The 25,405-nt window shown below is 40.0% G+C and carries 14 protein-coding genes; 2 read left to right on the top strand and 12 right to left on the bottom strand.

The genetic code is table 11. The annotated features are described in order from the left end of the window. The first annotated feature begins 58 nt into the window (after positions 1 to 58). Positions 59 to 421 (top strand): hypothetical protein, encoded by a 363-nt coding sequence (locus Q0947_RS13680; RefSeq protein WP_299398755.1) that lies wholly within the window; start codon positions 59 to 61, stop codon positions 419 to 421. A 224-nt stretch (positions 422 to 645) separates the two neighbouring features. Beyond that, positions 646 to 1,248, top strand: a complete 603-nt coding sequence (locus Q0947_RS13685; RefSeq protein ID WP_299398758.1) for a hypothetical protein — start codon at positions 646 to 648, stop codon at positions 1,246 to 1,248. A 62-nt stretch (positions 1,249 to 1,310) separates the two neighbouring features. Here the strand turns inward: Q0947_RS13685 and Q0947_RS13690 are convergent, their stop codons facing one another. From Q0947_RS13690 to Q0947_RS13745, 12 genes are all read right to left on the bottom strand, one after another. After that, the gene (locus Q0947_RS13690; protein ID WP_299398760.1) at positions 1,311 to 2,141 is read right to left on the bottom strand and encodes a glycoside hydrolase family 16 protein; all 831 of its coding nucleotides are present in this window, start codon (positions 2,139 to 2,141) and stop codon (positions 1,311 to 1,313) included. Between the two features lie 302 nt (positions 2,142 to 2,443). Next, positions 2,444 to 4,039, bottom strand: a complete 1,596-nt coding sequence (locus Q0947_RS13695) for a sulfatase (RefSeq protein WP_299398762.1) — start codon at positions 4,037 to 4,039, stop codon at positions 2,444 to 2,446. 8 nt (positions 4,040 to 4,047) lie between these two features. Next, complete coding sequence (locus Q0947_RS13700; RefSeq protein WP_299398765.1) at positions 4,048 to 5,634, bottom strand: arylsulfatase; 1,587 nt, start codon at positions 5,632 to 5,634, stop codon at positions 4,048 to 4,050. A gap of 352 nt (positions 5,635 to 5,986) precedes the next feature. Continuing rightward, positions 5,987 to 8,461 (bottom strand): DUF4982 domain-containing protein, encoded by a 2,475-nt coding sequence (locus tag Q0947_RS13705; protein ID WP_299398767.1) that lies wholly within the window; start codon positions 8,459 to 8,461, stop codon positions 5,987 to 5,989. Positions 8,462 to 8,475: 14 nt separating this feature from the next. Continuing rightward, complete coding sequence (locus Q0947_RS13710) at positions 8,476 to 9,729, bottom strand: glycoside hydrolase family 27 protein (RefSeq protein WP_299398769.1); 1,254 nt, start codon at positions 9,727 to 9,729, stop codon at positions 8,476 to 8,478. A gap of 92 nt (positions 9,730 to 9,821) precedes the next feature. After that, positions 9,822 to 12,935 carry a glycoside hydrolase family 2 TIM barrel-domain containing protein gene (locus Q0947_RS13715; RefSeq protein ID WP_299398770.1) on the bottom strand — a complete coding sequence of 1,038 codons (3,114 nt, stop codon included), beginning with the start codon at positions 12,933 to 12,935 and terminating at the stop codon, positions 9,822 to 9,824. Positions 12,936 to 12,962: 27 nt separating this feature from the next. Then, on the bottom strand, positions 12,963 to 16,316 hold the full coding sequence (locus Q0947_RS13720; RefSeq protein ID WP_299398772.1) for a glycoside hydrolase family 2 TIM barrel-domain containing protein: 3,354 nt from the start codon (positions 16,314 to 16,316) through the stop codon (positions 12,963 to 12,965). Positions 16,317 to 16,770: 454 nt separating this feature from the next. Beyond that, the gene (locus tag Q0947_RS13725; protein ID WP_299398776.1) at positions 16,771 to 17,949 is read right to left on the bottom strand and encodes a PNGase F N-terminal domain-containing protein; all 1,179 of its coding nucleotides are present in this window, start codon (positions 17,947 to 17,949) and stop codon (positions 16,771 to 16,773) included. A gap of 50 nt (positions 17,950 to 17,999) precedes the next feature. Further along, positions 18,000 to 20,225: a GH92 family glycosyl hydrolase gene (locus Q0947_RS13730; protein WP_299398780.1), complete on the bottom strand. Its 2,226-nt coding sequence runs from the start codon at positions 20,223 to 20,225 to the stop codon at positions 18,000 to 18,002. Then, entirely contained in the window at positions 20,222 to 22,555 is a 2,334-nt protein-coding gene (locus tag Q0947_RS13735) for a GH92 family glycosyl hydrolase (protein WP_299398783.1), read from the bottom strand. Before Q0947_RS13735 ends, Q0947_RS13730 begins: the two co-directional genes overlap by 4 nt. A gap of 145 nt (positions 22,556 to 22,700) precedes the next feature. After that, complete coding sequence (locus Q0947_RS13740) at positions 22,701 to 24,050, bottom strand: alpha-L-fucosidase (protein ID WP_299398786.1); 1,350 nt, start codon at positions 24,048 to 24,050, stop codon at positions 22,701 to 22,703. Positions 24,051 to 24,091: 41 nt separating this feature from the next. Beyond that, positions 24,092 to 25,402 carry an alpha-L-fucosidase gene (locus Q0947_RS13745; protein ID WP_299398789.1) on the bottom strand — a complete coding sequence of 437 codons (1,311 nt, stop codon included), beginning with the start codon at positions 25,400 to 25,402 and terminating at the stop codon, positions 24,092 to 24,094. Positions 25,403 to 25,405 lie beyond the last annotated feature (3 nt).

Here is a 25,405-nt window from a genome sequence, read left to right on the forward strand (position 1 = left end):
CACTTCAACAATGCCAGGAACACATTTGTCAAAATTTAATGGAGAATAGGCTTGTTTTTTGCCTCAGTTCTTTGTTGAGCAGTTGAAGCATCAAACTGCGACGCTAAAAGATCGTACGTTAGCAATAAATGTGCCTTTAGAAGTGATTCGTTTTGAACCGAAAGCCTACTTCGGATTTGCATTAAAGGAAGCCGCAAAAATAAAATCAATCGTCTACAAACTATCGCCAGCAACCAGTTATGAGCACTTGGCCTTAGAAGTATCTACTAATGGTAGCGACTGGACCTCTGTGAAAACAGAAGTTAAAGATGATGCTGTAAGAGGCGCCGTTAATAATGAGGTGAAGTATATTAGAATAAGCAATACCGCTTCAAAAACACTAGAAGCAAAACTTGATCTTTTAAAGGTGGAGTTAAAATAATCTGATCAGAATTATTCTGATTTTAGGTGAAATTATAGGCAAAGCAAGATTTCTTGTTTTGCCTATTTTTTTTTGGGCATACCTCAGCTTGTTTTTCCAAATAAGCTTAATAACGAATACTTTATAACAGATTTCTGAAGCCTATGAAAACAATTCCTATCTTAGAGACGCGATCGTTAATTCCAGAAGCTATCAATTTAAAGGCTTAATTAAAAACATCTTGTATGAATATCACCAATAGAACCCTTGCCATTATAGTTGTCTTGATAGCCATGCTCTTCATGTCCTGTAAGGACAAATCCGCATCCGAAAATTTAATACCAGAACCCAATTTAACCAAGGTAGAACGCCTTGAATTGTTTTTAGAATCACCCATAACGCTTAATACGAACGCTACAGAACAGCGCTTAAATACGATCCAATTCCATAAGAGTTATATCTTAAATGAAAATCCGCATGTAGATACTAATAGAGATTCCCTTTTGAAAGCCAATTCAAATAGCTATGTGGCAATTGGTGAAGCGCATTTTGATAAAGAACGCGATTCTTTAATCCGATTTGCATCAGCCACTGATGTCATCGAAATTTTAAAAAATAAGTATGTAGATCGGATTACCTATATGCGATTACAATCTGAAGGCCTGCAGCTCAATTATGGCGTGCATTTGGGTATGGATGCAGATAGTTTTACAAAACTGTTTCCCTTAGAACTCGACATCAATTATAAAGCAACAGTTGAAGACCGTGATGCTTTTGAAGTGACCTTCACTTTTGATAAAAAGAACAAGACCTTAAAAGAAGTGAATTATGTTTCGGTGATGGACTGATATATGATTTCATATTGTGCAGAGACTCAGGGAAAATCTAATCAAACTTTTATAAAGAAGATTTAATCTTTAAATTCCCAAACTTTTACATATTCAATCGCCATTTCAAGCGGAAAGTTTTCCGTTGAGGTTACAAGGCCTGGCCAGAAATTGATACCGGACTGCCCTTTATCGGCACTCGCATGGTTTAAGATGATGTAATAATCGGTCTCAAATGGCCAGCGTTTTTCGAAATCGCCTGTAGGCTCGTGCACCATCGTCAGGTTATTGTTAACATAAAACTCGATGCGGTTGGGGAGTTTTATAATGCTATACGTATTGTATTCGGCAGGGATAATTTCAGGAGTTTTTCCTTTAGAGATGTGTTTGGCATTTCCGTCAGATTGATGCACAACTTGATGGACAAAGTTATCGTTGTTGAGACGCTCCATGATGTCGATTTCGCCGCCATTAGGCCATCCAGCATAGACATCATTTTGCGGCATCAACCATATCGCTGGCCAACCTCCTTGCGCAGCGCTATTAAACTTCGCCCGCACTTCGATTTTCCCGTATTTAAAACTGAATTTATCTTTGGTTTGGATTGCTCCAGTTTCTGGGAGATTAGTCTCCTCATTCCAGCGCGCACGAATGTGTAACTTCCCGTCCTTAACTTCCGCCAAATCCGCATCCTCCACAACGTATCGGTTCCATGGCGATCCATTTTCTCGCTGAGGAAGACTCGTCCAATATGTTGTGTTATAAGCTGTCCCGTCAAACTGGTCTTCAAACACCAATTGATACGCTTCATTACTGTTCTCTTTTATAGGTTTAATAACCGAACACGACTGTAACGCCACGCACAAAAGTAACAGTATCCCCAACCGATTCAACATGAAATTCGTAGTCATCATTTTTAAAATCTATATTCTCTATTCTCTCTTTTCGATTCTCTCTGCTCTGTCTTCAACATTGAACCCTGCATATATCAAATAATCAAACAAAAACCACCTCGTCTTCTGCTTCTCTCCGGAAGCAGAATCCACTCCTCCTTTAGAAGGAGGAGAATTTAAGAGGGTTATTAAAGATTGAGATATAGCAAACAACATAACTTTCAATGTTACTGTGCTTTAAACTTCAACATTTGTTATTCAGATTTTGTCATTCGAGATTCTCTTCTCTCTTCTCTCTTTTCTATTTTCTATTTTCTCTCTTCCTAATTATAACTCTCAATATACTTCCTATCCAGCTCCTCAGAATCCTTGTATTTCTTCCGTGTTTCCTGAAGTTTTTGCTTCATTTCGATCACCACCTGGGCATATTTAGGATCATTGATCACATTATGCACTTCTTTAGGATCATTTAAACGGTCATACAATTCCCATTCATTCACATCATGATAAAAATGGATGATTTTATATTCCTTGGTGGCAATCCCATAATGTCTTTTTACGGCGTGTTCCGCAGGATATTCGTAATAATGGTAGTACACGGCGTCTCTATCCCAAACGGCTTTATTTCCGGTTAAAAGTGGCACTAAACTCTCTCCTTGCATGTCTTTAGGAGCAGTGACACCAGCAATTTCAAGAAAAGTTTGCGCAAAATCTAAATTCTGCACCATCTCATCTTCCGTGATGCCCGGCTTAATTTGATTTGGCCACTTAATCAACAACGGTGTTTTAAACGATTCGTTATACATAAATCGCTTGTCAAACCAACCGTGTTCGCCTAAATAAAAACCTTGATCTGAGGTGTAGACCACGATGGTGTTGTCTGCCAATTTTTCTTCATCTAAATAATCCAATACGCGACCAACATTTTCATCTACGGAGGCGATGGTTCCTAAATAATCCTGTAAGTAACGTTGGTATTTCCAAACCGTCAAAGTCGAATCGTTCATGGTTGGGTAACGTTTTTTGAAATCCTCATTAATCGGTCCGTAAACGGCATCCCACTTGGCGCGCTGCTCTGCATTCATGGTATATAAACTTTCACCGAGTTGACTCCATTGCTCAATGTTCAGCTCTTTAACCGTTGCTGGCGTGAGCTTATTATCGTTGATAAGCGACATATGTTTTAAAATTCCCATCTCGGCCGATTTAGCTGCCGTTCCTCTGGTCTTGTAATCGTCGAACAAGGTTTCTGGCAATGGAAAGGTCTTTTGGGTGAATTCTTTATAATATTTTTCGCTCGGCAACCACGCACGGTGCGGTGCTTTGTGCAAATACATCAACATAAATGGTTTGTTCGGATCTCTACGGTGTTTCATCCAATCTAAAGTCAAATCGGTAGTGATATCCGTCACATAGCCGTCAATAATGGTATCCCCTTTTTGGGTGATAAATTTCGGATTGTAATAATCGCCCTGACCTGGTAAAATCTTGAATTCGTCAAATCCTTTTGGGTTATTCCCAAAGTGCAATTTCCCGAACATCGCTGTTTGATAACCCGCTTTTTGAAGGATTTGTGGAAAGGTCACATTAGTGGTATCAAAATGACTTAAATTGTCAATTTTACCATTGATATGGCTGTGTTTTCCCGTAAGGATCACTGCTCTTGATGGCGCACAGATGGAGTTGGTGACTGTGGCATTGGTAAATAGCATGCCTTCCTTGGCAATCCTATCGATGTTTGGCGTTTGAATCAGCGTCGTATCATAAGCGCTGATGGCTTGGTACGCATGGTCATCAGACATGATAAAAATGATATTTGGCCGCTCTTGCTTTACTTCTGCTGTCGTAATGTTTTTGGTCTTACAGCCTACAACTACGGAGGCGCCTACCAAAAGATAAAAGAGTTTTAAAGATTTCATAGGGATTATTATTCTTGATGTTGACTAACTAATTGTTCTACACCTTCAATAGAAAACGTTTTGTTTTCTGGTGCTCTGTGTTCTTTTTTAACGATGTCATAAAACGTCTTGAGCATTTCAGGATGTTGGTCCATGATATTGTGTTGTTCTCGGATGTCCGCATCCAAATCATATAACTCAACTGTTTTATTGCCTTTCTTGATATTCTTCCAAATCATCTTCCACTTACCCATTCTTACCGCAACTTGACCGTTATAGCCTGCAAATTCCCAATACAAATAGTCATGTTGATCTTGCTTGCCTGCATTGGTCAACGCATTATAAAAACTAATCCCATCGGAAGCATAATTGGTGTCCACTTGTGCAACTTCATTAAATGTTGGCATGATATCATAAAATGCCGAAATATGATCACTTGTAGTTCCTGGTTGAATCTTTCCTGGCCACGTCGCGATCAACGGTACGCGGATACCCCCTTCATATAAAAACCCTTTACCTCGTCCGTCGCTACTATCAAAAGGTGCAGCACTATCAAACCAAACGGCATCACCACCACCTGCTGAACTTGGTCCGTTATCAGAAGTAAAGACAATTAAGGTGTTTTCATACAAGCCTTCCTTTTTTAAATAGGCCACCAATTTTCCAACGTTTTCATCCAAATATGAAATCATCGCAGCATAAGTCGCCCGCGGATAACGTGTAGGGAAATAATCGGCTCCTTCACCTTCAATAAAATGGTGAGGCTCTTCATCACCGAATTTATTTACATAATAATCCACCCAGTTTTGTGGCGCCTGTAACGGCACGTGAGGGATAGGACTTGCCCAATACATGAAGAATGGCTCTTTTTTATTTTTCTCTATAAATGCCATCATTTTATCAAAAATCAGCGTCGGACTGTAATCAGGTTGGGTGAATTTTGCATAAGCTTCCAAATCATAAGCATCGCTACCTTTTGCCAACCCTTCGTGTGGGGCAATGGTATCATTATTTAAATACACACGCTTTTCATTTTCATACAAATGTACCGGATTGTAGGTGTGCGCTTGACGCTGGCAGTTGTAACCAAAAAAATAGTCGAAACCCATTTCTGTTGGAATGGATTCGGTTTGCGGTGCGCCTAAACCCCATTTGCCAACAATAGCCGTTTTGTAATTCGCCTTTTTCAAGGTTTGCGCTAAGGTGACGGTACTTTTAGGCATTGGGCGCTGACCTTCCAACGTGGAGTCCGCAATCATAGCGCGATAATTCCAAACATTACCACGTTCTCCCCATTCGTCATTCCCTCTAATACTGGCATGACCACCATGCAAACCGGTCAATAACGACGCACGAGCAGGTGCACAAACGGGTGCCGCCGTATAATGTTGGGTAAACAAAATGCCTTCCTTTGCCAAGGCATCAATATTTGGGGTTTCAATTTTGGTTTGCCCGTAAACACCCAAATCACCGTAGCCCAAATCGTCCGCTAGGATGTAAATAATATTTGGTTTTTGAGCAGATGCTTGTGGTTGTTTTTTGGCCACTTTAGCGTTATGACATCCGAACGTTAAAAACACGCTGCCTAAAATGACGAGGGTTCTTAATAATTTCATATGTAATCAATTTAAATCTTTATAAATAATTTTTATCAAAAGCGTTGTGCGAATTTTAATTTTTCAGGTATTTATTTTTTCTAAAAAAAACTACCAATTGTAAGCGTTGAACAAATAATCAGCGCAATAACACTCACTAAAGTCAGGATTCTAACGCTATGTTTTATGAGATATATTATTCCTATAATTACAAAAACAATTTGAGCAAGCATCAGAGGAATGGTAAGAATTTCTACGAAAAACCCTAATATTACACTATTCACTTGGTATATATAAAGCAAATACAATCCGATAAAATAAAAAATTAGAGCAAAATTTATGATGGTAAGGTTTCTATCCGTTATAAATTTTTTCATTTGATGATTGTGTCTAAATTTATCCTTCCAGTTTTCAATCCTTTTCCTGAGACCTCCAATGAGATCTCGCCCGGAGTTTCACCAGCTTCTACCAAGACCACCAATTTACCACTAAACAATTTCATGGTAGGTAAATGAAATAACTCGAGCGAGGTGGCGTCACCATTAGCTGCAGCTTTATATTTTCCCGCGCCTTTTACCTTAAATTTTAATGGATTGGTAGCAGTAGGACAAAGAATTCCATCTTTATCAACCACAGATACGGTGACAAATGCCAAATCCTTTCCGTCAGCAGTTAACTGTGTTCTGTCGGCTTCTAAGACTAATTTGTATGGTGTTCCTGCGGTATGGGTTTCTTTTTCTGCCACGGTATGTCCATCAGCATCAAAAGCGACCACTTTTATGGTACCCGGTTCGTATGTTACATCCATCCACATCAAGCGGTATCTGTGGGTTGGCGAACTGTTGTTTTTTTTCTGAATGCCCATGCTTTTGCCGTTCACAAACAATTCAGCACTGTCATAATTGGTGTAAACGAAAACGGGGGTGATTTCTCCTTCACGACCTTCCCAATTCCAATGGGGTAGCATGTGGAGTGTTTCCTCTTTCGTGTTCCAACGACTCCGGTATAAATAAAAACGATCTTTAGGCAATCCGGCCAAATCATTAATTCCAAAATACGAACTTCTAGATGGCCATTTGGTATCGTAAGGCGTCGGTTCACCTAAATAGTCAAAACCCGTCCAGACAAATTCGCCAATCACCCATGGTTTATCATCTTGCAACACAAAATCTTCATCAGGGATGTTAGACCAACTGCAAGCTTCCAAATCGTAGGATGACGACTGTAAATCGTCATACATTTTCATCTTTGCCGCTACCACGGGGAACTTATAAATGCCACGAGAACTCACTGTAGATGCGGTTTCTGATCCTAAAATCAAGCCTTGCGGAAAGGCTTCGTAAGCGTCCTCATATAAATGCACGCGGTAATTCAAGCCTGGGATGTCCAATACCGCACCAAAACCTGAAGCCATAGTCGCTTCTACTTGATCCATACCTACGGTTACCGGTCGGGTGGGATCTTCGCGATGAAAAATATCCTGAAGCCATTTGGCGCGTTTAGCACCCTCACTGCCCCATTGATCAGGGACTTCATTGCCGGAACTCCACATCACAATACTCGGGTGGTTGCGCGTAGCCTGTACTAAGTTGACGATATCCTTTTCTGCATCAGTTTCAAAATAGCGATGGTACCCGTTGTCGACTTTCGATTTGGCCCATTCATCAAAACTTTCGGCTAAAAATAGAAAACCCATTTCATCGCACAATTCGAGTTGCTCCAAAGACGGCATATTGTGTGCGCTGCGAATGGCGTTGGCTCCCATATCCTTTAAAATCTGAAGTTGACGGCGTAAGGCAGATCTGTTCACTGCTGTGCCGATCGGGCCTAAATCATGATGCAGACATACGCCTTTGAACTTCATGACCGAATCATTTAGGCTAAAGCCTTTTTTTGCTTCGTATTTGATGCTTCTAATTCCGAATTTGGTTATAATTTCATCTTTAAAGATGTGGTCAGCATATAATTGAGAGGTGGCCGAATATAAATAGGGCGTTTCCGGACTCCATAACTGTGGATTGCTAACAGCAATATTCTGTTCAAAGGCATCTCCAAAATTGGCTTGGGTGGAATCGACAGCTACCGTTTTTCCGTCCGTATCTTTGATGGTGGTTACCATTTTAAGGTTTTTACCAGACACCTTTGTTTTAACATTGACTTTTGCTAAAACTGAAGTTATAAAAGGTGTGGTAATAAAGGTCCCCCATTGATCAATGCTTTCCCTGTTTTTGGTAATAACCCGCACATTGCGGTACAATCCCGCACCAGGATACCAACGTGAGGACAACTCGCGATTGGTCAGTTTAACCGCCAAAGTATTTTGTTGGTTGGCACGGATATGTTCGGTGATGTCAAAATAAAAATAGCTGTAACCATAGTTCCAACTGCCTATTTTTTGGCCATTAAGGAATATTTCGGGCTCACTCATGGCGCCCTCAAAAAGGAGAATGACTTTCTTTTCGGAATTAAAATTTGGGAGGACAAACTGATTGCGGTACCAACCAATTCCGATATAAGGTAGTGCACCCGTGCGTCCCGTTTTTTCTGTAGCAATTTCTTCGCCATTTTGAACAATGGCTACGGTTTGCTTGTCAATCTCTTTATCAAAAGGCCCTTTTATAGCCCAATCGTGAGGCACGGTAACAGTTTCCCATTTGGAATCATCAAAAGATGGTGAAGATACGTTCTCCACATCGCCTTTATGAAACTTCCAATTTTTTTCTAAAGTCAACACGGTTCTCTCTTGCCCGTGAATTGTTCCTGAGCATAGCAATCCAAATAACACGCAGATCGCCGACAGTTTAAAAACTATAGTACGGATAAAAAAGTGTCTTTTGATGGTTTTCATACGATTTGAAGGCTCTATTTATTCTGGAATATATTAAATGGCTTTGAGGTACCAGTTAGTGACAGTACGACGACACCATGTGCAGGCACTTCAAAACTTAATACTTCTTTGGTAGTGGATTCAAAATCTTGCTTCGCCCATAAATCGCGGTAATGATAGCCTTTGGAAGCGTCTAATCCAACGGTATCTAAATCGAATGTCATGGTTGCTGCTTTCTCGGACCTGTTCAATAAAGTGACCGCCACTTTCCCACTCATCGTAGAGATTAATGGTTTTGCCCAAACTTCTAAATCGCCTTCATCCACCAATCGGCGTGCTTGGTACACCAACGGATCTTGATTGAGGGCAATCAGTTCTTTATTGGTAAGAATATCAATCGTTTCTGGAGTCATATAACGCAAGTCATTCCCCGCTAAAAGTGGCGAATTCATCATGCACCACATGGTAAAATGGGTTTTATCTTCTTCATAACTCATACCGCGACCTACTTGTAGCATGTCCATATCGTTGACATGGCCTGGGGATGCGTATTTCCAAAGATCCGCATTCAAATCGATGATATGTAGGATGGAACTAAATTCGTTAGTAATATCCCCTGAAATACGCCATGAATCCGCAATTTGCAGTGCCCATTCTCCAGGGAATTCCCATCTGCAGATATTAAACACGGTATTCGGTTTAATTTCTTTAATGATATTGGCAATTTGGGTGTATCGGGTTTCTTCATCCAATCCTAACCACTCGCCACCACACCAATCGACTTTAATGAAATCATAATTCCATTCGTTGAGCATCAATTTTAAATCCTTCCTGTCGTGGCCCATCAGTCCAGAACCCACACCAATAGTATCTTTGTCCCAATGCGAAGCACACGTATTAATACCAGCATCGGAATAAATTCCTGCTTTTAAACCTTTAGAATGGATATACTCAGAAATCACCTTCATCCCATTAGGAAATCGTGTGGGATGTACCATTAAATTGCCCTCAGCATCACGACCTCCAAAAAAGCCATCGTCAATGTTTACATAAGCGTAACCCACATCAGCCATTCCGGTCGAAACCATGAAATCGGCTTGGGCTTTGATGACCTCTTCATTGATATCGACATGAAAATTATTCCAGCTGGACCAGCCCATGATTGGCGTTTGTGGTTTGGTGATGGATTGGGCCGTGTTTTGAATTAAAGTCAAGGGTACCACAGTCCGTTCTTGAGGTTTACAAGACATCAAAACGAAAACCGACAACAACAGACAAATTTTATACATTCACTTTCTATATTAAAACAAATATCGACCGCTTTCAACAATGAAAAGGGTCGATATGTTGTACTTATTACATACGCATATTTACACTATCATTACTCAATTGGCACCATCCAGTACGAATAAGAATAGTCCTTATACGGCAGTCGGTATTGTTCCATTGGCAATCTTCCCCAACTGTTGATGCTTCCCAAACCTTGTTGGAAACCATCAATGTTTACGAACACTTCTTTACGAGGATCAATTTCTCCAGCATGGTGTTGCACGCGCTCATCATTGGTATGTAAATCTTCTTCAGCAAAATTAAGGGCTGAAACAGATACTGGTGTGTCGCTTAAAAATTTAAGACCTGAACCATCTTCTTTAGTTAATGCCATCCAACGGACATCTAATTTGTTTCCTGTTTCCTGCGGACGGATGTATGGAAAATATTGCTCAGCGATGGATTGTTTATACAGTCCAACTTTGGCTGCATGTTGTCTATCAGTATAGGCTTCAAAAGGACCTTTTCCGTAAAACGTGATGTTCTTATACGCTTCTGGCAGGACCAATTTGTTTCCAAATTTATAGAAATCTGGATGCTTTCCTTGGATTGCTTTTAACTCATTAGTCACTTTTACAGCACCGTTTCCATCCACCATAAATTTCGAAATTACTTTAGCATCACCATCAAATAAGTCTCTGGTAAACGTGATTTCTACTTCAGATTTTGAGACTTGTTTTACAGCGGTCGTTACCTTACCTGTAGTTCCAGCATCTTTCCATGCTTTATAACTCTTTTGAGTACCTGCACCGTAATCATTATCAGTTGGCGCACGCCAGAAATTGACTTGCGGACCTTTTTCTAACAAGCTTTTAGTCTTGTAGACATAATCTGTTAAAGTACCTTCTTTTTGATTAAACGTTACTGTGAAATGTTCTCCGGTAACGGTAATTACATCACCTTCAGTTTTCGATTTTACTGCTGCCGTTGCTTTTTCAGGAGTTTGTACATTGGCCTCTTGCAATTGGAATTGCTCATACGCCACAACATAACCTGCTTTCAATAAAGGTTCGTCTGCTTTTAATTGGGCAGCAACATTCAAGAAATATTCAACATCCTTTTTAAATGTCGTTTTGAAAGGAATTTTTAAAGCTTTCTTCGCTTGAGGTGCCGTTACAAGATCATCAATAGTTCCTGATTCTACAACTTCGCCATTGGCAATCACTTCCCAAGTTAATTTGTAGTTAGATAAATCTCTGAAGAAATACCAGTTTTTAAGATCGATGACACCATTAGCCAAATCATTTTCATAGAATTTTATATCTTGATGGATGTGTGCCACTTCATGAATATGCGGGTTAGGCGTGCGGTCTGGTTGCACCAATCCGTTGTTCAAAAAGTTGTTATCACTTGGTGTGCCTTCCGGACCGAAATCGCCACCATATGCAAAAATCTCACGGCCATTCTTTTCGATTTTAAGACCCTGATCTACATAATCCCAAATAAATCCACCTTGAAGTTTGTCGTATTTTTCATATAAATCCCAGTATTCTTTAAAACCACCCATACTGTTCCCCATAGCGTGTGCATACTCGCACTGTACATACGGTTTGGTTCTTCTTGGGTCTTTCGCGTAGGCCTCTACCTCTGCTGGAGTTTCATACATTGGCACATACAAATCTGTATTCCATTCGTGTACCGCACGCTCGTATTGCGTTGGTCTGGTATCGTCCATTTTTTTAGCTAACAAATAAGACTCATAGAAATTGTAGCCATTACCAGCTTCGTTTCCTAAAGACCAGATAACGATAGATGGGTGATTTTTATCACGCTCCACCATACGTCCAACACGCGCTAAATGCGCTTTCAACCAAGCTGGATTGTTCGCTAAAGTTCGGTCTAAAGCGTAACCCATTCCGTGCGATTCAATATTAGCCTCATCGATGACATAAATCCCGTATTCATCACATAATTCATAGAAATAAGGATCGTTAGGGTAATGTGCCGTTCTCACCGCGTTGATGTTGTATTCTTTAAAGATTTGAACATCCCTTAACATATCTTCGCGAGAAATAACGTGGCCTGTATTAGGATCGTGCTCATGACGGTTAACCCCTTTGAATAGAATTGGTTTTCCATTCACCAAATATTGACCATCTTTTACTTCAGAAGTTCTAAAACCTAATTTTCGAGAAATGGCTTCAATGACATTTCCTTTTCTGTCTTTAATGACGATGTTTAATTGATATAAGTTTGGAATTTCAGCCGACCAAGTTTTTACTTGCGGAATTACTTTTTTGAAACTGAAACTTTGTGCCGTATTTGGCGTCAATTCATAGCCCGTTGATGCACTATAAATCGATTGGTTATTTCTGGTGATTTCAACTGAAACACTTCCTTTTTGCTTTTTAGAATCGATGCTTTTCACATCGAACGTTAAATCAAAAACACCATCGGTATAATTGTTTTCCAATCCTGCTTTGGCAAAATAATCTACCAATTGAATTTTTGGTCTTGCATATAAGTATACATCACGCTCAATTCCTGAAATTCTCCAGAAATCTTGACATTCTAAATAACTACCATCACTCCAACGGTACACTTCTAAAGCAATACTGTTTTGTCCTGGTTTTATAAAATCGGTCACATTAAATTCTGCCGGAAGTTTAGAGCCTTGACTGTAGCCCACTTTCTTTCCGTTAATCCAAATGTAGAATGCCGATTTTACAGCTCCAAAATGGATGAATAAATCCTTACCATCCCAATTGTTCGGCACATTAAAGGTTCTTTTGTAAGACCCTACTGGATTATCGCCATCTGGAATGTCTGGCGGATTTAAATGTCCTTTTTGGAACGGATACGTCGCGTTCACATAAATTGGCACTCCAAAACCTTCAACTTCCCAGTTAGAAGGTACTTTTATAGTATTCCAGTTTGAGGTATCGAAATCTTCTTTATAGAAATCGGCTGGTTTGGTTTCTGGAGTATCACTGTAATTAAATTGCCAAGTACCGTTTAAAAGCATGTAATTATCTGCTTTTGAAAGGTCGTTTTCCTTCGCTAATTCTAAAGAACTATACGGAAAGAACGTGGCACGTGCATCTAATTTATTGATGCCTATCACATCAGGATTTTCAATAACAGGGTCCAGGGTTTGGCCGATGCCCACATAACTTCCCAATAACGTTAGGAACGCCGTAATGATGCGTTGATTTCTTTGTTTCATTGCTTTTTTAATTTAATGTCTTTTCAATTAGTTCTGGTTGGAATACAACTTACTCCATTCAACAAAATCTTTTTTGGTACCGTTTTTAAAAGGAATCAAAAAGAAACTGTAGGATTGTTTTTCTTGCCCTTTAATTAAGTATTCCTCCTGTGGTCTTCCTCCCCAGCTATTATCTCCGGCAACACCACGTTGTGCTAAATCGATATTAAGTTGTACCAAATCTTGTTCTTTAATATCATTGATGTGTTTAGACGCGTTGATTTGTGGAATACCATCGGTTCTAAATTCTTCCTCCAACTTATCGTTGCCACTATAAGCAATCCCATCCGTCGTGTCAAAATCTTCGTTTGGCATGTGCAAGGCGCTAATGCCCAAACCTTGGAATTGATTGTTTGCAACCACTAAAAGTCCGTTGTTATTTGCATCAGCAAAAGCTGACCAACGCACGTCTGTTTTATAGCCGTTTTCCTGTGGTCTTACGTAAGGCACATATTGATCTCTTACTTTAGATTCGTATACATCAAGAAACGCAGAGGCTTTTCTGTCTTGATAGTTTTCCCATGGACCACGACCAAAATAGGTCATGTTTTCATAGGCCTTTGGCAATTGCATACGCATGCCCAAACGTGGCAAGTCGGCTTTATAATTCGTTTCGTGTAAGGTGTTGTTGATTTTGATCACGCCGTTCCCAAGAATATGGTATTCTGAATCGAACGTCGTGTCAACACCTGGTAAGTTATAAGTTACGTTGATGCTCACACTGCCATCATCATTTTTAGCAGACGTTAATTTGGCAACTTTCGCAAACAACGATGCTTTTTTCCATTCGATGTTTTTGGCTTGCATTTGGCTACCAAAATCATTGTCCGTTGGTGCACGCCAGAAGTTCGGTTTCAGACCGTTACCATCTTTTAATAATTCTGTTCCTTCATATACATAAGAGGTGATTTGTCCTTTTGTTTTATCAAAAATAACTTTCACATCAGCGTTAGACACTTCTAAATTCTCTTTGGATTCTTTGATTTTTAAAGCCGCTTTATTCTCCAATGCCGTGTTCTGCTTGGTGTATTTACGTGATAATACAAATTGCTCGTGAGCTACTTCATGACCTTTAGGAAGAATGCCCCATGGTGCTTTGGTTTTTGCAGAAATCTCTAAGAAATACTGGGTGTTTGGTTTGTAATCGACATCTTTTAAGGATACTCTGATCAGCTTCCCAGTGTGTGTTTCTACGGATATATCTTCAATAGGAATCGTTTTTAAAACGTTTCCATCGGCTTTAATTTCAGCACTAAAAGTGAAGTGATTTAAATTGGTAAAATCATATAAGTTCTCCACGAGAATGCGAAGTTCATCATGACGGTTGATGCCTTGATCTCTGAAATTAATGAATTCGTGTGCTTTTTTAACTTCAAATAAACCTGGTTGTGGTGTGCGATCCGGGAATACAATTCCGTTATTTAGGAACGTATTGTCCGTTGGCATATTTTCGCCATAATCGCCGCCATAAGCATAAAAGCGCTCGCCTTTTTCGTTGGTTTTCCAAATCGATTGGTCCACCCAGTCCCAGATGAATCCACCTTGAAGGTTGTCATAACGCTCAATGATATCCCAATAATCTTGGAAATTCCCCGTACTATTTCCCATCGCGTGGGCATATTCGCTAGGAATGTAAGGTCGGTCCGTTTTGGTTCTTCCAACCGCTTCAAAAGTTGCTGGCGTTGGATATTGTGGCACGATAATATCGGTATTGGTATCCATATCCCATAAACTACCGTCGTAATCTTTATACGGACGCTCGTATTGTACTGGGCGTTTGGTTTTGTCGTTTGCCTTCATTTCATCATAGCCTTTAAAGAAATTTACACCGTTACCGGCTTCATTCCCCATAGACCAAATGATTACTGATGGATGGTTTTTATCGCGTTTCACCAAACGTACCATTCTATCGACATGCGCGTTTTCCCAACTTGGTTTTTTAGCTAAAGAATGTTCGCCGTAGTACATGCCGTGAGATTCAATATTAGCTTCATCAACTACATACAAACCATACTCATCACATAACTCATAAAAACGACGTTGTTGTGGGTAGTGACTTAAACGTACAGCGTTGATGTTATTTTCTTTCCAGAGTTTGATATCTTTCATGATCAACTCCTCAGGCACAACGTGTCCGGTTTCAGGATTTGCTTCTTGAGTATTCACCCCTTTTAAAGTGATGCGCTGCCCATTAACCAATAATAAGCCTTGCTTGATTTCAACAGATCTAAATCCAATGCGAGAGGTGGTCACTTCTAACGTTTTTCCTTTTCTGTCTTTAGTTTCAATAAGAAGGGTATATAAATTAGGATGCTCTGCACTCCATTGCTTCACGTTTGGCAAGGTTGCAGAAAAATTAAGTTCATTCTGTTTTGAACCATCAATAGTAAATGATTTTGATTCTGATGCCACTAGTTTGGAGTCAGCATCCAATATTTTATAAGAAACACTTCCTTTTTCCGATTTAGAGTTGGCATTTTCAAGATTGACATCAAGTTCAAAAACACCATCTTTATAGGTGGCATCCAATATTGAAACCACTTCATAATCTTCAATACGTAATTTAGGTTGTGCGTACACATATACGCTACGCTCAATCCCGCTGATTCTCCAGAAATCTTGAGCTTCAAGGTATGAACCATCGGTCCATCTAAAGATTTGTAAGGCGATTTTATTTTTACCTGGTTTAGCAGCTGCCGTAATATTAAATTCTGCAGGCAATTTACTGCCTTGGGAGTAGCCAATATATCTACCATTCAGCCATACAAATCCTCCGGATTTCATGGCGCCGATTTGCAAGAAGATTTCCTTTCCATCCCAATCGTTAGGAATCGTAAATTCGCGTGCATAAGATCCTACTGGATTATAGGAGTGCGGAACTTTACCTGGGTTTGCAGGATAGATACCATCTACAAGCTTCATATCATCAGCAATCATAGCTTTATAATCAGAAAACTCATATTGGTGATTCACGTAAATAGGAATGCCATACCCTTCCACTTCCCAGTTGGACGGTACTTTAATATCATCCCAACCAGACACATCTTCATTTAAATTCATGAACGTTGTGGGTCTGTCCTTCGGATCTTTTACCCAATTGAATTTCCAAAGTCCATCTAATGATTGATAAAAATGAGGGGTGTTGTTTAAAGCATCTTTTTCAGAGGTAAACGACGTAAATGACGCATGCGCTTCCAATTTATTATCGCTAATGACAGCCTCGTTTTCAATAAAATGCTTGTAATCCTTAATCGGATCTTTGTCTTGCGCGTTGGTATAGGTCACAGATAAAAAAAGACATACCATTTGAAAAATTAGAAACGAAATTTTTTTATTAATCATAGTGTTTAGTAATTAGGCATTAAACATCACCAATTTTTAAGTGACCATCGTAGAAACAAATTAATTTCAGGAAGTCTCTGACGAAATAAAAGGGGATATAAATCATTATTTGTTCAATCAGCTAATATAATTAAAAAATTAATAATTATAGCGCTGTGCTCGATAACAATATACAAAAATGAATTTTTAACAACCTCACCTTTTTATCATTAAGCTAATTTCAAACGAACAATCTGATACTTGTTAAAGGCCCAATTTTAATATCATCTTTTATTTCCTTGGTTTTATACCAAACAAATCTTTTTGAAGTATGGTGAGTATAAAAAAACCGTCTCAATTTATAAATTGAGACGGCTTCTAAATATATCAACTATTAAAACAAAATAGTATTAACTATAATTTAAATCCTTACCATATATTTTTCCAATTCTGAGTTAATGAACAGTACTTCAATTTATTCGTAAGTCAAATACGCTGATACCAACCAATGGTTCAGCTTATCACCATCCACTGGAGTTGCAGGGATTTTTATTTTGATCGTGTGTGCACCCGCTTTTAAGTCGCCTAAATCCACCACCATAGGTTCTACAGAGGAGCCTGGGCACCAATTAGATCTCGACAAATCTGAAGAGGCAATGCGTTCTTCAATTTCTTTAACTTCGTACTTTCTTGTTTCGGAACTGATATAGGACGCCGAATCTTTTTTAATCCATACGCCTGATGTTGGATTGAATCGACGGAAGGACGCACAATCATCACGCCAAGGAATGGTATCCAAAACCAATGTATTATTGAAAAAGACACTGTTTTTAATTTTGATGAATTCATCGCCACCACTATGTCCGCCGTGTCCGGTGGTGATGTAGTGTAATTTCACATTTTTAGCATTCTTCTTTAGTTGAATGGTTTGCTCCAAATCTTTATGGGCAAAATTATCTGGAATTTTCTGCCCGCCAACGTACGGAATGGTGTTCACTACAGGCAATACTGAAACTTTCTTTTGTGTTCTATCGGAATACTTCAATTCCAGATCAAAATCATAACCTTCCGCGGTCCAGGAATCGATCCAAACACCTACATAAAACGTCTCCGTCACCAAGCTTTCTAAAGCCGTGATATCATGCTCCCACACCACTTCTTTCTCCCAAGACGGAATATAAACTGGTCTTCTGTATTTAACTTTGTTATCACTGTAATGTCCAACGCCAAACGGAGTCATAAATCGCATCAGTTCCACTACCGGTTCGTAGTTTTTTCCTTGTACCAATCCGGCGTATTTGCCATCTACATAGGAATCAGTCGGGAATTTTTCATCCTTTTCTGCAATATCCAGGATGGAAAGTTTTTCAGGATCGGAAACCACGAAGACAGACCCCGATTTATCCCAACGGTCGCCGCTAGAACGCACCGTTAATTTGATATTCACATCCGTGCCTTTAGCAAACGTGGGTACTGTTACTTTTTTATAAACTAAACGGCCGTCCATTAACCGAACCGCTTGAGCATCCGCACCTTTTTCACCTCCAAAATTGAGAGGTTGTTTGTCAAAAACCTTTACATTGACCGGTTTCTGTGCGTTTAATGAAAAGATTGTAAATACTAAAAATGTAAAAATTAATATGTTTGATTTCATGTTAAAGTGAGTTTGTGCAATTGATAGTATGGGTTGTTTAAGCGAGTTAATTATTTCAAAATGACTTTGAGGGTTTTCCCATTCACCAACTCATCATGATTTATAAAATAACCTTTATGTTTTTTTCCGCCGATTAAAATGTGATCGATGCGACCGTTGCCGTTGGTTTCTTTTTCAATAACCAACTCACTATTCTTGTAATATTTGGAATCCAGTTGAATGGTAATTTTATCGAACAACGGTTTGGTAATGGTATAAACAGGTTCTCCCGGAGCGATTGGATAAAATCCCATCATGGAATACACCACCCAAGCTGACATGGTGCCGGTATCATCATTGCCCGGAATGCCATCAGGTGTGTTCTTGAAATGTTTTCTAACCAATTTTTCTACCATTTGCTGACTGCGCCACTCTTCGCCTTTTACATAATTGAAAAGGTACGGATAAGCAATATCAGGTTCGTTGGCCATATCAAATTGGTCCGTATCGAAAATCTTTTGAAGTTGATCTGTAAACGCTTTATTGCCGCCCATTAACTTTTTCAGTCCATTGATGTCGTGCGGAATCATAAACGCATATTGCCATGCGTTACCCTCTATAAATCCAACATTCTCAGTAAAGTTAGCCCCAGCATCAGGATCGAAGGGTTCGTACCACTCGCCATTTTGCAATCGTGGTCTCAACAATCTTAAGTTTTTATCGAATAATTTTCTGTAGGATAAAGAGCGATTTTTAAATCGCTTGTAATCGTCTTTCTTCCCTAATGCGTTCGCCAATATAGCAATGGCATTATCAGCGGCATTATACTCTTGAGTGGTCGAAACTGATCCACCATGATCCGTTGTTACAAATCCCTTTTCAATATAATCTTTCAAACCTGGACGCAGTGGATTATTTTCCAACTGATCTGCACTTTTTAGCATTGCTTCATAGGCCTTGTCAACATCAAAATCGCGTATGCCTTTTAAATACGTGTCAGCAATGACAATACTCGCCGGATCGCCCACCATGGTAAAGGTTTCGGTGGAATTCAATTCCCATTTTGGCAACCAACCGTTTTCATCATACATATCCAACATACTATGGATCATATTATTCTGCTGCTGCGGATAAACGAGCGATAACAATTGGTGCACATTACGATAGGTATCCCATAAAGAAAAGACGGTATAGCGCGTCCCATCGGTATTTCCGATGTTTCCTGTTTTAATTTCAGGATAGTCGCCGTTGACATCATTTAAGGTATTCGGATGGATTTGCGTATGATACAAAGCGGTATAAAAAACTGTCTTATCGTCTTCAGAACCTCCTTCCACTCTGATTCTGGAGAGTGTCTCATTCCACGCGTTGTAGGTTTCTTTATAAACATCTTCAAATGTTTTGTTACTCGTTTCCTTTTCTAAGTTCTCGCGTGCATTGGCAATACTCACGTAGCTCACACCTATTTTAACTTCAACCGTTTCGGCCTTATCAAAATTGTAAGTAAAATAACTGCCAATGCTATCACCAACCACCATTTTGGTCGATTTCTCCATCAGATGTGTTTTGCCATTATAACCCATCCATTGTGCTTCCACACCTTCGTAAGTTGCAGGTTTTTTCCAAACCCCAAAATTATCGGCCGGTTTTGAAAATTGAGCGACAAAATAAACCGGATAAGCCGCTTCAGGACTATTGTAACAGAATGATCCAACGGAACGCATGCCTTCAATTTCAGTTGATGATACGACTTGCACCATAGCGCCTTCCTCATTGGTCAACCCTAAACCAAGATTCAATAAGACATTGGCCTGCCCTTTTGGAAAATGAAATTTACTCACCCCAACTCTAGTTGATGCGGTAAACTCTGCTTTCACCTTATATTTATCGATTTCCGTACTGTAATAGCCGGCCTTTGCAACTTCATTTTTATAAGTAGAACCGTAGTTCAGGTGATTGGTTTCTAATTCGCCCGTAGTTGGCATCAACAATAACACGCCCAAATCTGGACAGCCCACACCACTTAAATTGACGTGGCTAAAACCGGTTAGAAATGTATTTTCATTCACATACGGATTGGACAACCACTGACTGTCTTTTTCTAAAGGTAAATTTTGTGGTCCTGCCACGTTAAACGGACTGATACTCGCCATTCCTCGTGGTGCAATGGGTCCAGGAAAAGTCGCGCCGTAATTGGAGGTGCCAATAAAAGGATTCACATAATCTACAGGCTCCTGCGCCACAAGGCTAGAAGTGCCACAAAAAATTAGAAGAATAAATAAGCTAAACTGTTTCATTTTTTAGGTTTGTTTTTTGACGTGCTCAAGGAATACGGCACGCTTTCATTTGCAGCACCCCAACTTTTATTGGGAGTGTTGCCCATATTAAATTCTAAGACACCACCGTTTTGCAGGGCATCAAATTTCAAATACGTATTGTTATAGGTTTTTCCATTCAATTCGGCATTTTGAATGTAGACATTCGAATCTGAATTGTTGTTGGATTTGATTTCAAAGGTGTTTCCGTTTTCTAAATGGAGGGTCGCTTTTTTGAACAGCGGACTTCCAATTACATATTCGTCCACGCCCGGGGTTACCGGATAAAAGCCTAAGGCACTGAACACATACCACGCCGACGTTTGGCCATTATCTTCATCACCACAATAACCGTCAGGTGTTGCAGCATACAATTTCGCCATCACGTCCCTAACTTTCTCTTGGGCTTTGTAGGGTTGATTGGCATAATTGTACAAATAGATCATGTGCTGAATGGGTTGGTTGCCGTGCGCATAGTTGCCCATGTTTACGATTTGCATTTCTCGGATTTCGTGAATCGTAAATCCGTAGTAAGACGCGTCAAATTTTGGTGGCATATCAAAAACCTCATCCAACTTGCCCACAAATTGTTCCTTGCCGCCCATCAAATCGATCAAGCCTTGAATATCATGAAACACTGACCAAGTATAGTGTAAACTGTTGCCTTCCGTAAAAGCATCGCCCCATTTTAAAGGGTTAAACGGACTTTGAAAACTGCCGTCCTTGTTTTTACCGCGCATCCAATTGGTAGACGGATCAAACAGGTTTTTGTAATTCATCGATTGCTTGAAGTACTTTTTTGCCAGTTTTGTATTGCCCATTTTCTCCGCCATTTTCGCGATGGTAAAATCCGCGTAGGCGTATTCTAATGTTCTGGCGGCATTTTCGTTGATGTCTACATCATAAGGCACATAACCTAAGGTATTGTAATAGGTCAAGCCGGCCCTTCCCACTGAATTCACAGGACGTCCATCAGCAACAGTGGCGTTTTTTAGGACCGCTTCCAACAACACGTCAGCATCCATTCCATGGGCACCTTTTAAATAAGCATCGGCAATGATAGGTGCCGAATTGGAACCAATCATCACATCACGATGTCCTGGACTTGCCCATTCTGGCAACCATCCTGACTCTTTATACGTATTCGCCAAGCCTTGCATGATTTTACCGTTGAGCTCAGGATACATCATATTAAAAAATGGAAATACGGCTCTGAAAGTGTCCCAAAAGCCATTATCCGTAAACATATAGCCCGGTAATACTTGTCCGTTATACGGACTGTAATGCATCACTTTATGATCAGCATCAAACTCATAAAATTTTCTTGGGAATAACAACACGCGGTAGAGCGAGGAGTAAAAGGTTCTTAAATTATCAATGTTGTCGTCTTCAATTTGAATTCTGCCCAACTCAGTTTCCCAAGCATCTTTCGCCTTCTGTTTTGTAGTTTCAAATGGATCTGTCCCAATTTCTCTGGACAGATTCAATTGTGCTTGCTCAGGACTGATAAACGATGACGCCACTTTGACATGGACCACTTCGCCTTTTTTGGTTTTAAATCCGATGATGGCGCCCACGTGATCACCTTCGCTATCTGTGGTGTTTTCAACCAATTGCCATCCGTCTTTCCAAGTGTGGTTGACTTCAAAATCTTTATCAAATTCGGCGACAAAATAGTTGTGAAAATTCTCGGGCACACCTCCGCTATTGTTTCTGGCGTAGCCAATTATTTTGCGTTCTTCAGGAATGATTTTCACCATGGATCCTTTGTTAAACGCATCGAGGATGATATAGGAACTGTCCGATTCTGGAAACGTAAATTTAAAATGCGCCGCTCGTTCCGTTGGGGTTACCTCAGCCACCACATCATAATCGGCCAAATACACCGAGTAATGATACGGCGTTACCGTTTCTGCTTTATGAGAAAACCAAGATACGCGCTCATCTTCCTGAAATTTCAAATCGCCAGTTACGGCCATAAAGGAAAACGCTGCATAATCATTCACCCACGGACTCGGTTGGTGGGTTTGTTTAATCCCTCTGATTTTATTTTCTCGGTATTTATAAGTCCAGCCGTCGCCCATTTTAGAAGTCATTGGCGTCCAGAAATTCATCCCCCAAGGCGTGGCAATGGCGGGATAGGTATTTCCATTTGACAAATCGAAAGACGAGTCCGTCCCCATCAAAGGATTCACAAAATCCACCAAATCCTTACTAGCGATGTAGGTATTGTTCTGTGCGTAGCTATCAATTGCACCACACGCAAAAATTAGCAACAGCAGGTAAACTTTTTTAAAAACCAATTTCGTCATTATACATCTCATTTTAAATCAAGCCTCATTCACCTTTTAAAAATCCGCACTTCAAACCAAGCAAAATCAGTCTTGATACTTTGTTCTAGCAGCGCAGCGATCTTAATTCTTAATACTTAATTTTAACAGCGCAGCGGTCTCATTTCTATTTATTCAACTCCACAGCATTACCATGCCCTCTGTACAACACCAACGCATCCTCCAATTCCACTTCAATCAGGGTTACATTGGCATCTAAATTCTTCTCTTGAGGGATTTCAATTCTTAAGATTCCAGGAATATTATTCCATTCTGCACCACCATTTCTTTCAAAGCTCAATTCCTGTCCACTACCCACAACTTTGATGGATTTCACTTTGTTCTGAATCCCCTTTAATGAAATGTAGTTTTTAGGATTATCAAATAATGCCAAATAGATTTTTGTGTCGTCTTTACTCAACAAGGTCGGGCCGTAAAAATGTCCGTAAGGCAACCCTGCTTTGGTACTGAATATAGCCGATTCATGTTTATTAACCCATTCCCCTAAAGCCTCCAAACGTTCTAACTGCTCTTCTGCAATAGTCCCGTCAGGTTTTGGACCGATATTCAATAATAAATTCCCTCCGGTAGCAATCACCTCAACAAAAGTTCTGATAATTTGTGATACCGGTTTGTAATTCGTGTCGGATGGGAAATACCCCCAATTATCGTTCATAGTCATGCAAAACTCCCAGGCGCCTTCTGGCCTCACTACTGGCACGCCCTGTTCTGGCGTACTGTAATCGCCGTGAGTTTTCAAACGGGAATTGACAATCACTTTTGGGTTCCAAGCCAATAACGAATCTTTCAAAGATTCTGCGCGCCATTGTTCACTTGATTTTTCCCAATCGCCATCAAACCAATATAAATCCGGATTGTATCTGGTGCTCAATTCTTTTAACTGCCCATCATTAAATCTCAAAAAACGTTGCCAAGGCGACAATTGATTTTGATTTTTTTGAGGATAGTTTTTACGAGTATCAGGACGTGGGAACACCACATCATAATCAGGATGCGACCAATCAATCAGTGAGTAATACAAGCCAACCTTTAAACCTTCTTCCCGCAGTGCATCAACATAAGGCCCAACCAAATCGCGCTTAGCTGGCGTTTTTTCCACAACGTTTAAATGGCTGAATTTGGTATCCCACAACGCCACACCGTCGTGATGTTTGGTAGTCAATACTGCGTAACGGGCGCCAATTTTCTTAAACAGTTTTGCCCATGCTTCCGGATCGTAATTCTTGGCGGTAAAATCTTTTCCTTGCGACATATAATCGTCATAAGAAATGCGTTTGTGATACATGGACCATGATTCGCCAATGCCTTTTACGCCATAATAGCCCCAGTGGATAAAGACGCCCAGTTTAGCATCTTGAAACCACTCTAATCGTTCTTCTTTGGTCAGTTTTTCTTGTGCCGTTATTTGATTGGCAACTAAAAAAACTAATACGGTGATTACTTTAAAATATCTCATCTCTAATTTCTTAAATTTTAACTGGTCTTCTCAGACAGCTTTTATTTTAGGGTTATTTCAACAATGGTATCAATTTCATTTTGGGCAGCTTCAGGAATTTCCATAAGCAACCCCGCTTTTGTTTGTTTGAATTTGACCGCACGTTTATCAGCGAATAATTTTACAGATTTGATGCGTTCTTTAAACTCAGGAATAACAAAGCCTTTAGGCTGTTTTTCTAACAGGTGAAGGTAAAGTGTCTTCCCCTTTTGGGTGGACACCCAAGCATCGGTTGGTGCTATACTTCCAGCTTTACTTCCGTAGATGGTTTCGCCGTGAATGTTCAACCAATCGCCTATTGCAGCTAAGGATTGTACATGTTCCTCTTGGATTTTACCATTTGGCATTGGGCCAACATTCAGCAATAAATTACTTCCAAAACCAGAAGCTCTGACCAATTGCTGAACTAATTCCCGTTTGGATCTATGGGTTCTATCCTGCAAATCAAAACCCCATGAGCCATTAATGGTGGCACAAACCTCTCTTGGCAACTCGCCAACATCAGAAGCTGCAGTGCCAAAACCTGTTTTATTTTCGCCCGGCAAGTCGCGCTCAAACATTTGAAAATCTTCGCCTGGTTTTAAGGCTAAATGATGATTATTTCCAATTAAACACTGCGGTTGCAAGTGGTGGATAAGTTTATAAATCTCATCATAATGCCAATCTGCATCTACTTTATCCCAATCGCCATCAAACCAAATTCCTGCAATCTCACCATAGTTGGTCAACAACTCGGTCAATTGCGCTTTCATAAACTTGATATAGGCATTCCAATCGCCTTCTTGTCGTCCAGCAATCCCGTTACCTGTTTTTCCTCTCGGAAAATAATCGTCGTTATGCCAATCCAATAAGGAATAATACAAAAACAACTTTATCCCTTCCTTCTCACAGGCTTCCGCCAACTCTTTCAAAATATCCTTTCCGTAAGGTGTCTTTTCAACAATATTATACTCAGAAACTTTGGAGTCGAACATGGAAAATCCATCATGATGCCGTGTGGTGATGGTAATGTATTTCATTCCAGCATCTTTGGCCATTTTCACCCAAGCTTTCGCATCAAATTCCGTTGGATTAAAAAATGAAGTCAACTTTTCATAGGCATCAATGGCGATATTCTGATTGTTCATGACCCACTCGCCATCGCCCAAAATACTGTACACACCCCAATGGATAAAGAGCCCAAATTTAGCCTCATCAAACCATTGACGCGCTTCCAAATTACTTTGGGTAGGGTGATAATCCGTTTGAGCAGACACCTCGTTGGTAAGACCAAAGAGCAGTAATGCGATTATTATAATCTGTTTTTTATTCAAGGT

The organism is uncultured Gelidibacter sp., assembly GCF_947500795.1.
In the GTDB taxonomy this organism is placed as follows: domain Bacteria; phylum Bacteroidota; class Bacteroidia; order Flavobacteriales; family Flavobacteriaceae; genus Gelidibacter.

Excerpts from the sequence above, each read along its gene's own strand:
- Q0947_RS13715 (WP_299398770.1), bottom strand. The coding sequence starts at position 12,935 with ATGAAACAAAGAAATCAACGCATCATTACGGCGTTCCTAACGTTATTG.
- Q0947_RS13740 (WP_299398786.1), bottom strand. The coding sequence starts at position 24,050 with ATGAGATATTTTAAAGTAATCACCGTATTAGTTTTTTTAGTTGCCAAT.
- Q0947_RS13720 (WP_299398772.1), bottom strand. The coding sequence starts at position 16,316 with ATGATTAATAAAAAAATTTCGTTTCTAATTTTTCAAATGGTATGTCTT.
- Q0947_RS13695 (WP_299398762.1), bottom strand. The coding sequence starts at position 4,039 with ATGAAATCTTTAAAACTCTTTTATCTTTTGGTAGGCGCCTCCGTAGTT.
- Q0947_RS13685 (WP_299398758.1), top strand. The coding sequence starts at position 646 with ATGAATATCACCAATAGAACCCTTGCCATTATAGTTGTCTTGATAGCC.
- Q0947_RS13705 (WP_299398767.1), bottom strand. The coding sequence starts at position 8,461 with ATGAAAACCATCAAAAGACACTTTTTTATCCGTACTATAGTTTTTAAA.
- Q0947_RS13725 (WP_299398776.1), bottom strand. The coding sequence starts at position 17,949 with ATGAAATCAAACATATTAATTTTTACATTTTTAGTATTTACAATCTTT.
- Q0947_RS13690 (WP_299398760.1), bottom strand. The coding sequence starts at position 2,141 with ATGATGACTACGAATTTCATGTTGAATCGGTTGGGGATACTGTTACTT.
- Q0947_RS13700 (WP_299398765.1), bottom strand. The coding sequence starts at position 5,634 with ATGAAATTATTAAGAACCCTCGTCATTTTAGGCAGCGTGTTTTTAACG.
- Q0947_RS13735 (WP_299398783.1), bottom strand. The coding sequence starts at position 22,555 with ATGACGAAATTGGTTTTTAAAAAAGTTTACCTGCTGTTGCTAATTTTT.
- Q0947_RS13710 (WP_299398769.1), bottom strand. The coding sequence starts at position 9,729 with ATGTATAAAATTTGTCTGTTGTTGTCGGTTTTCGTTTTGATGTCTTGT.
- Q0947_RS13730 (WP_299398780.1), bottom strand. The coding sequence starts at position 20,225 with ATGAAACAGTTTAGCTTATTTATTCTTCTAATTTTTTGTGGCACTTCT.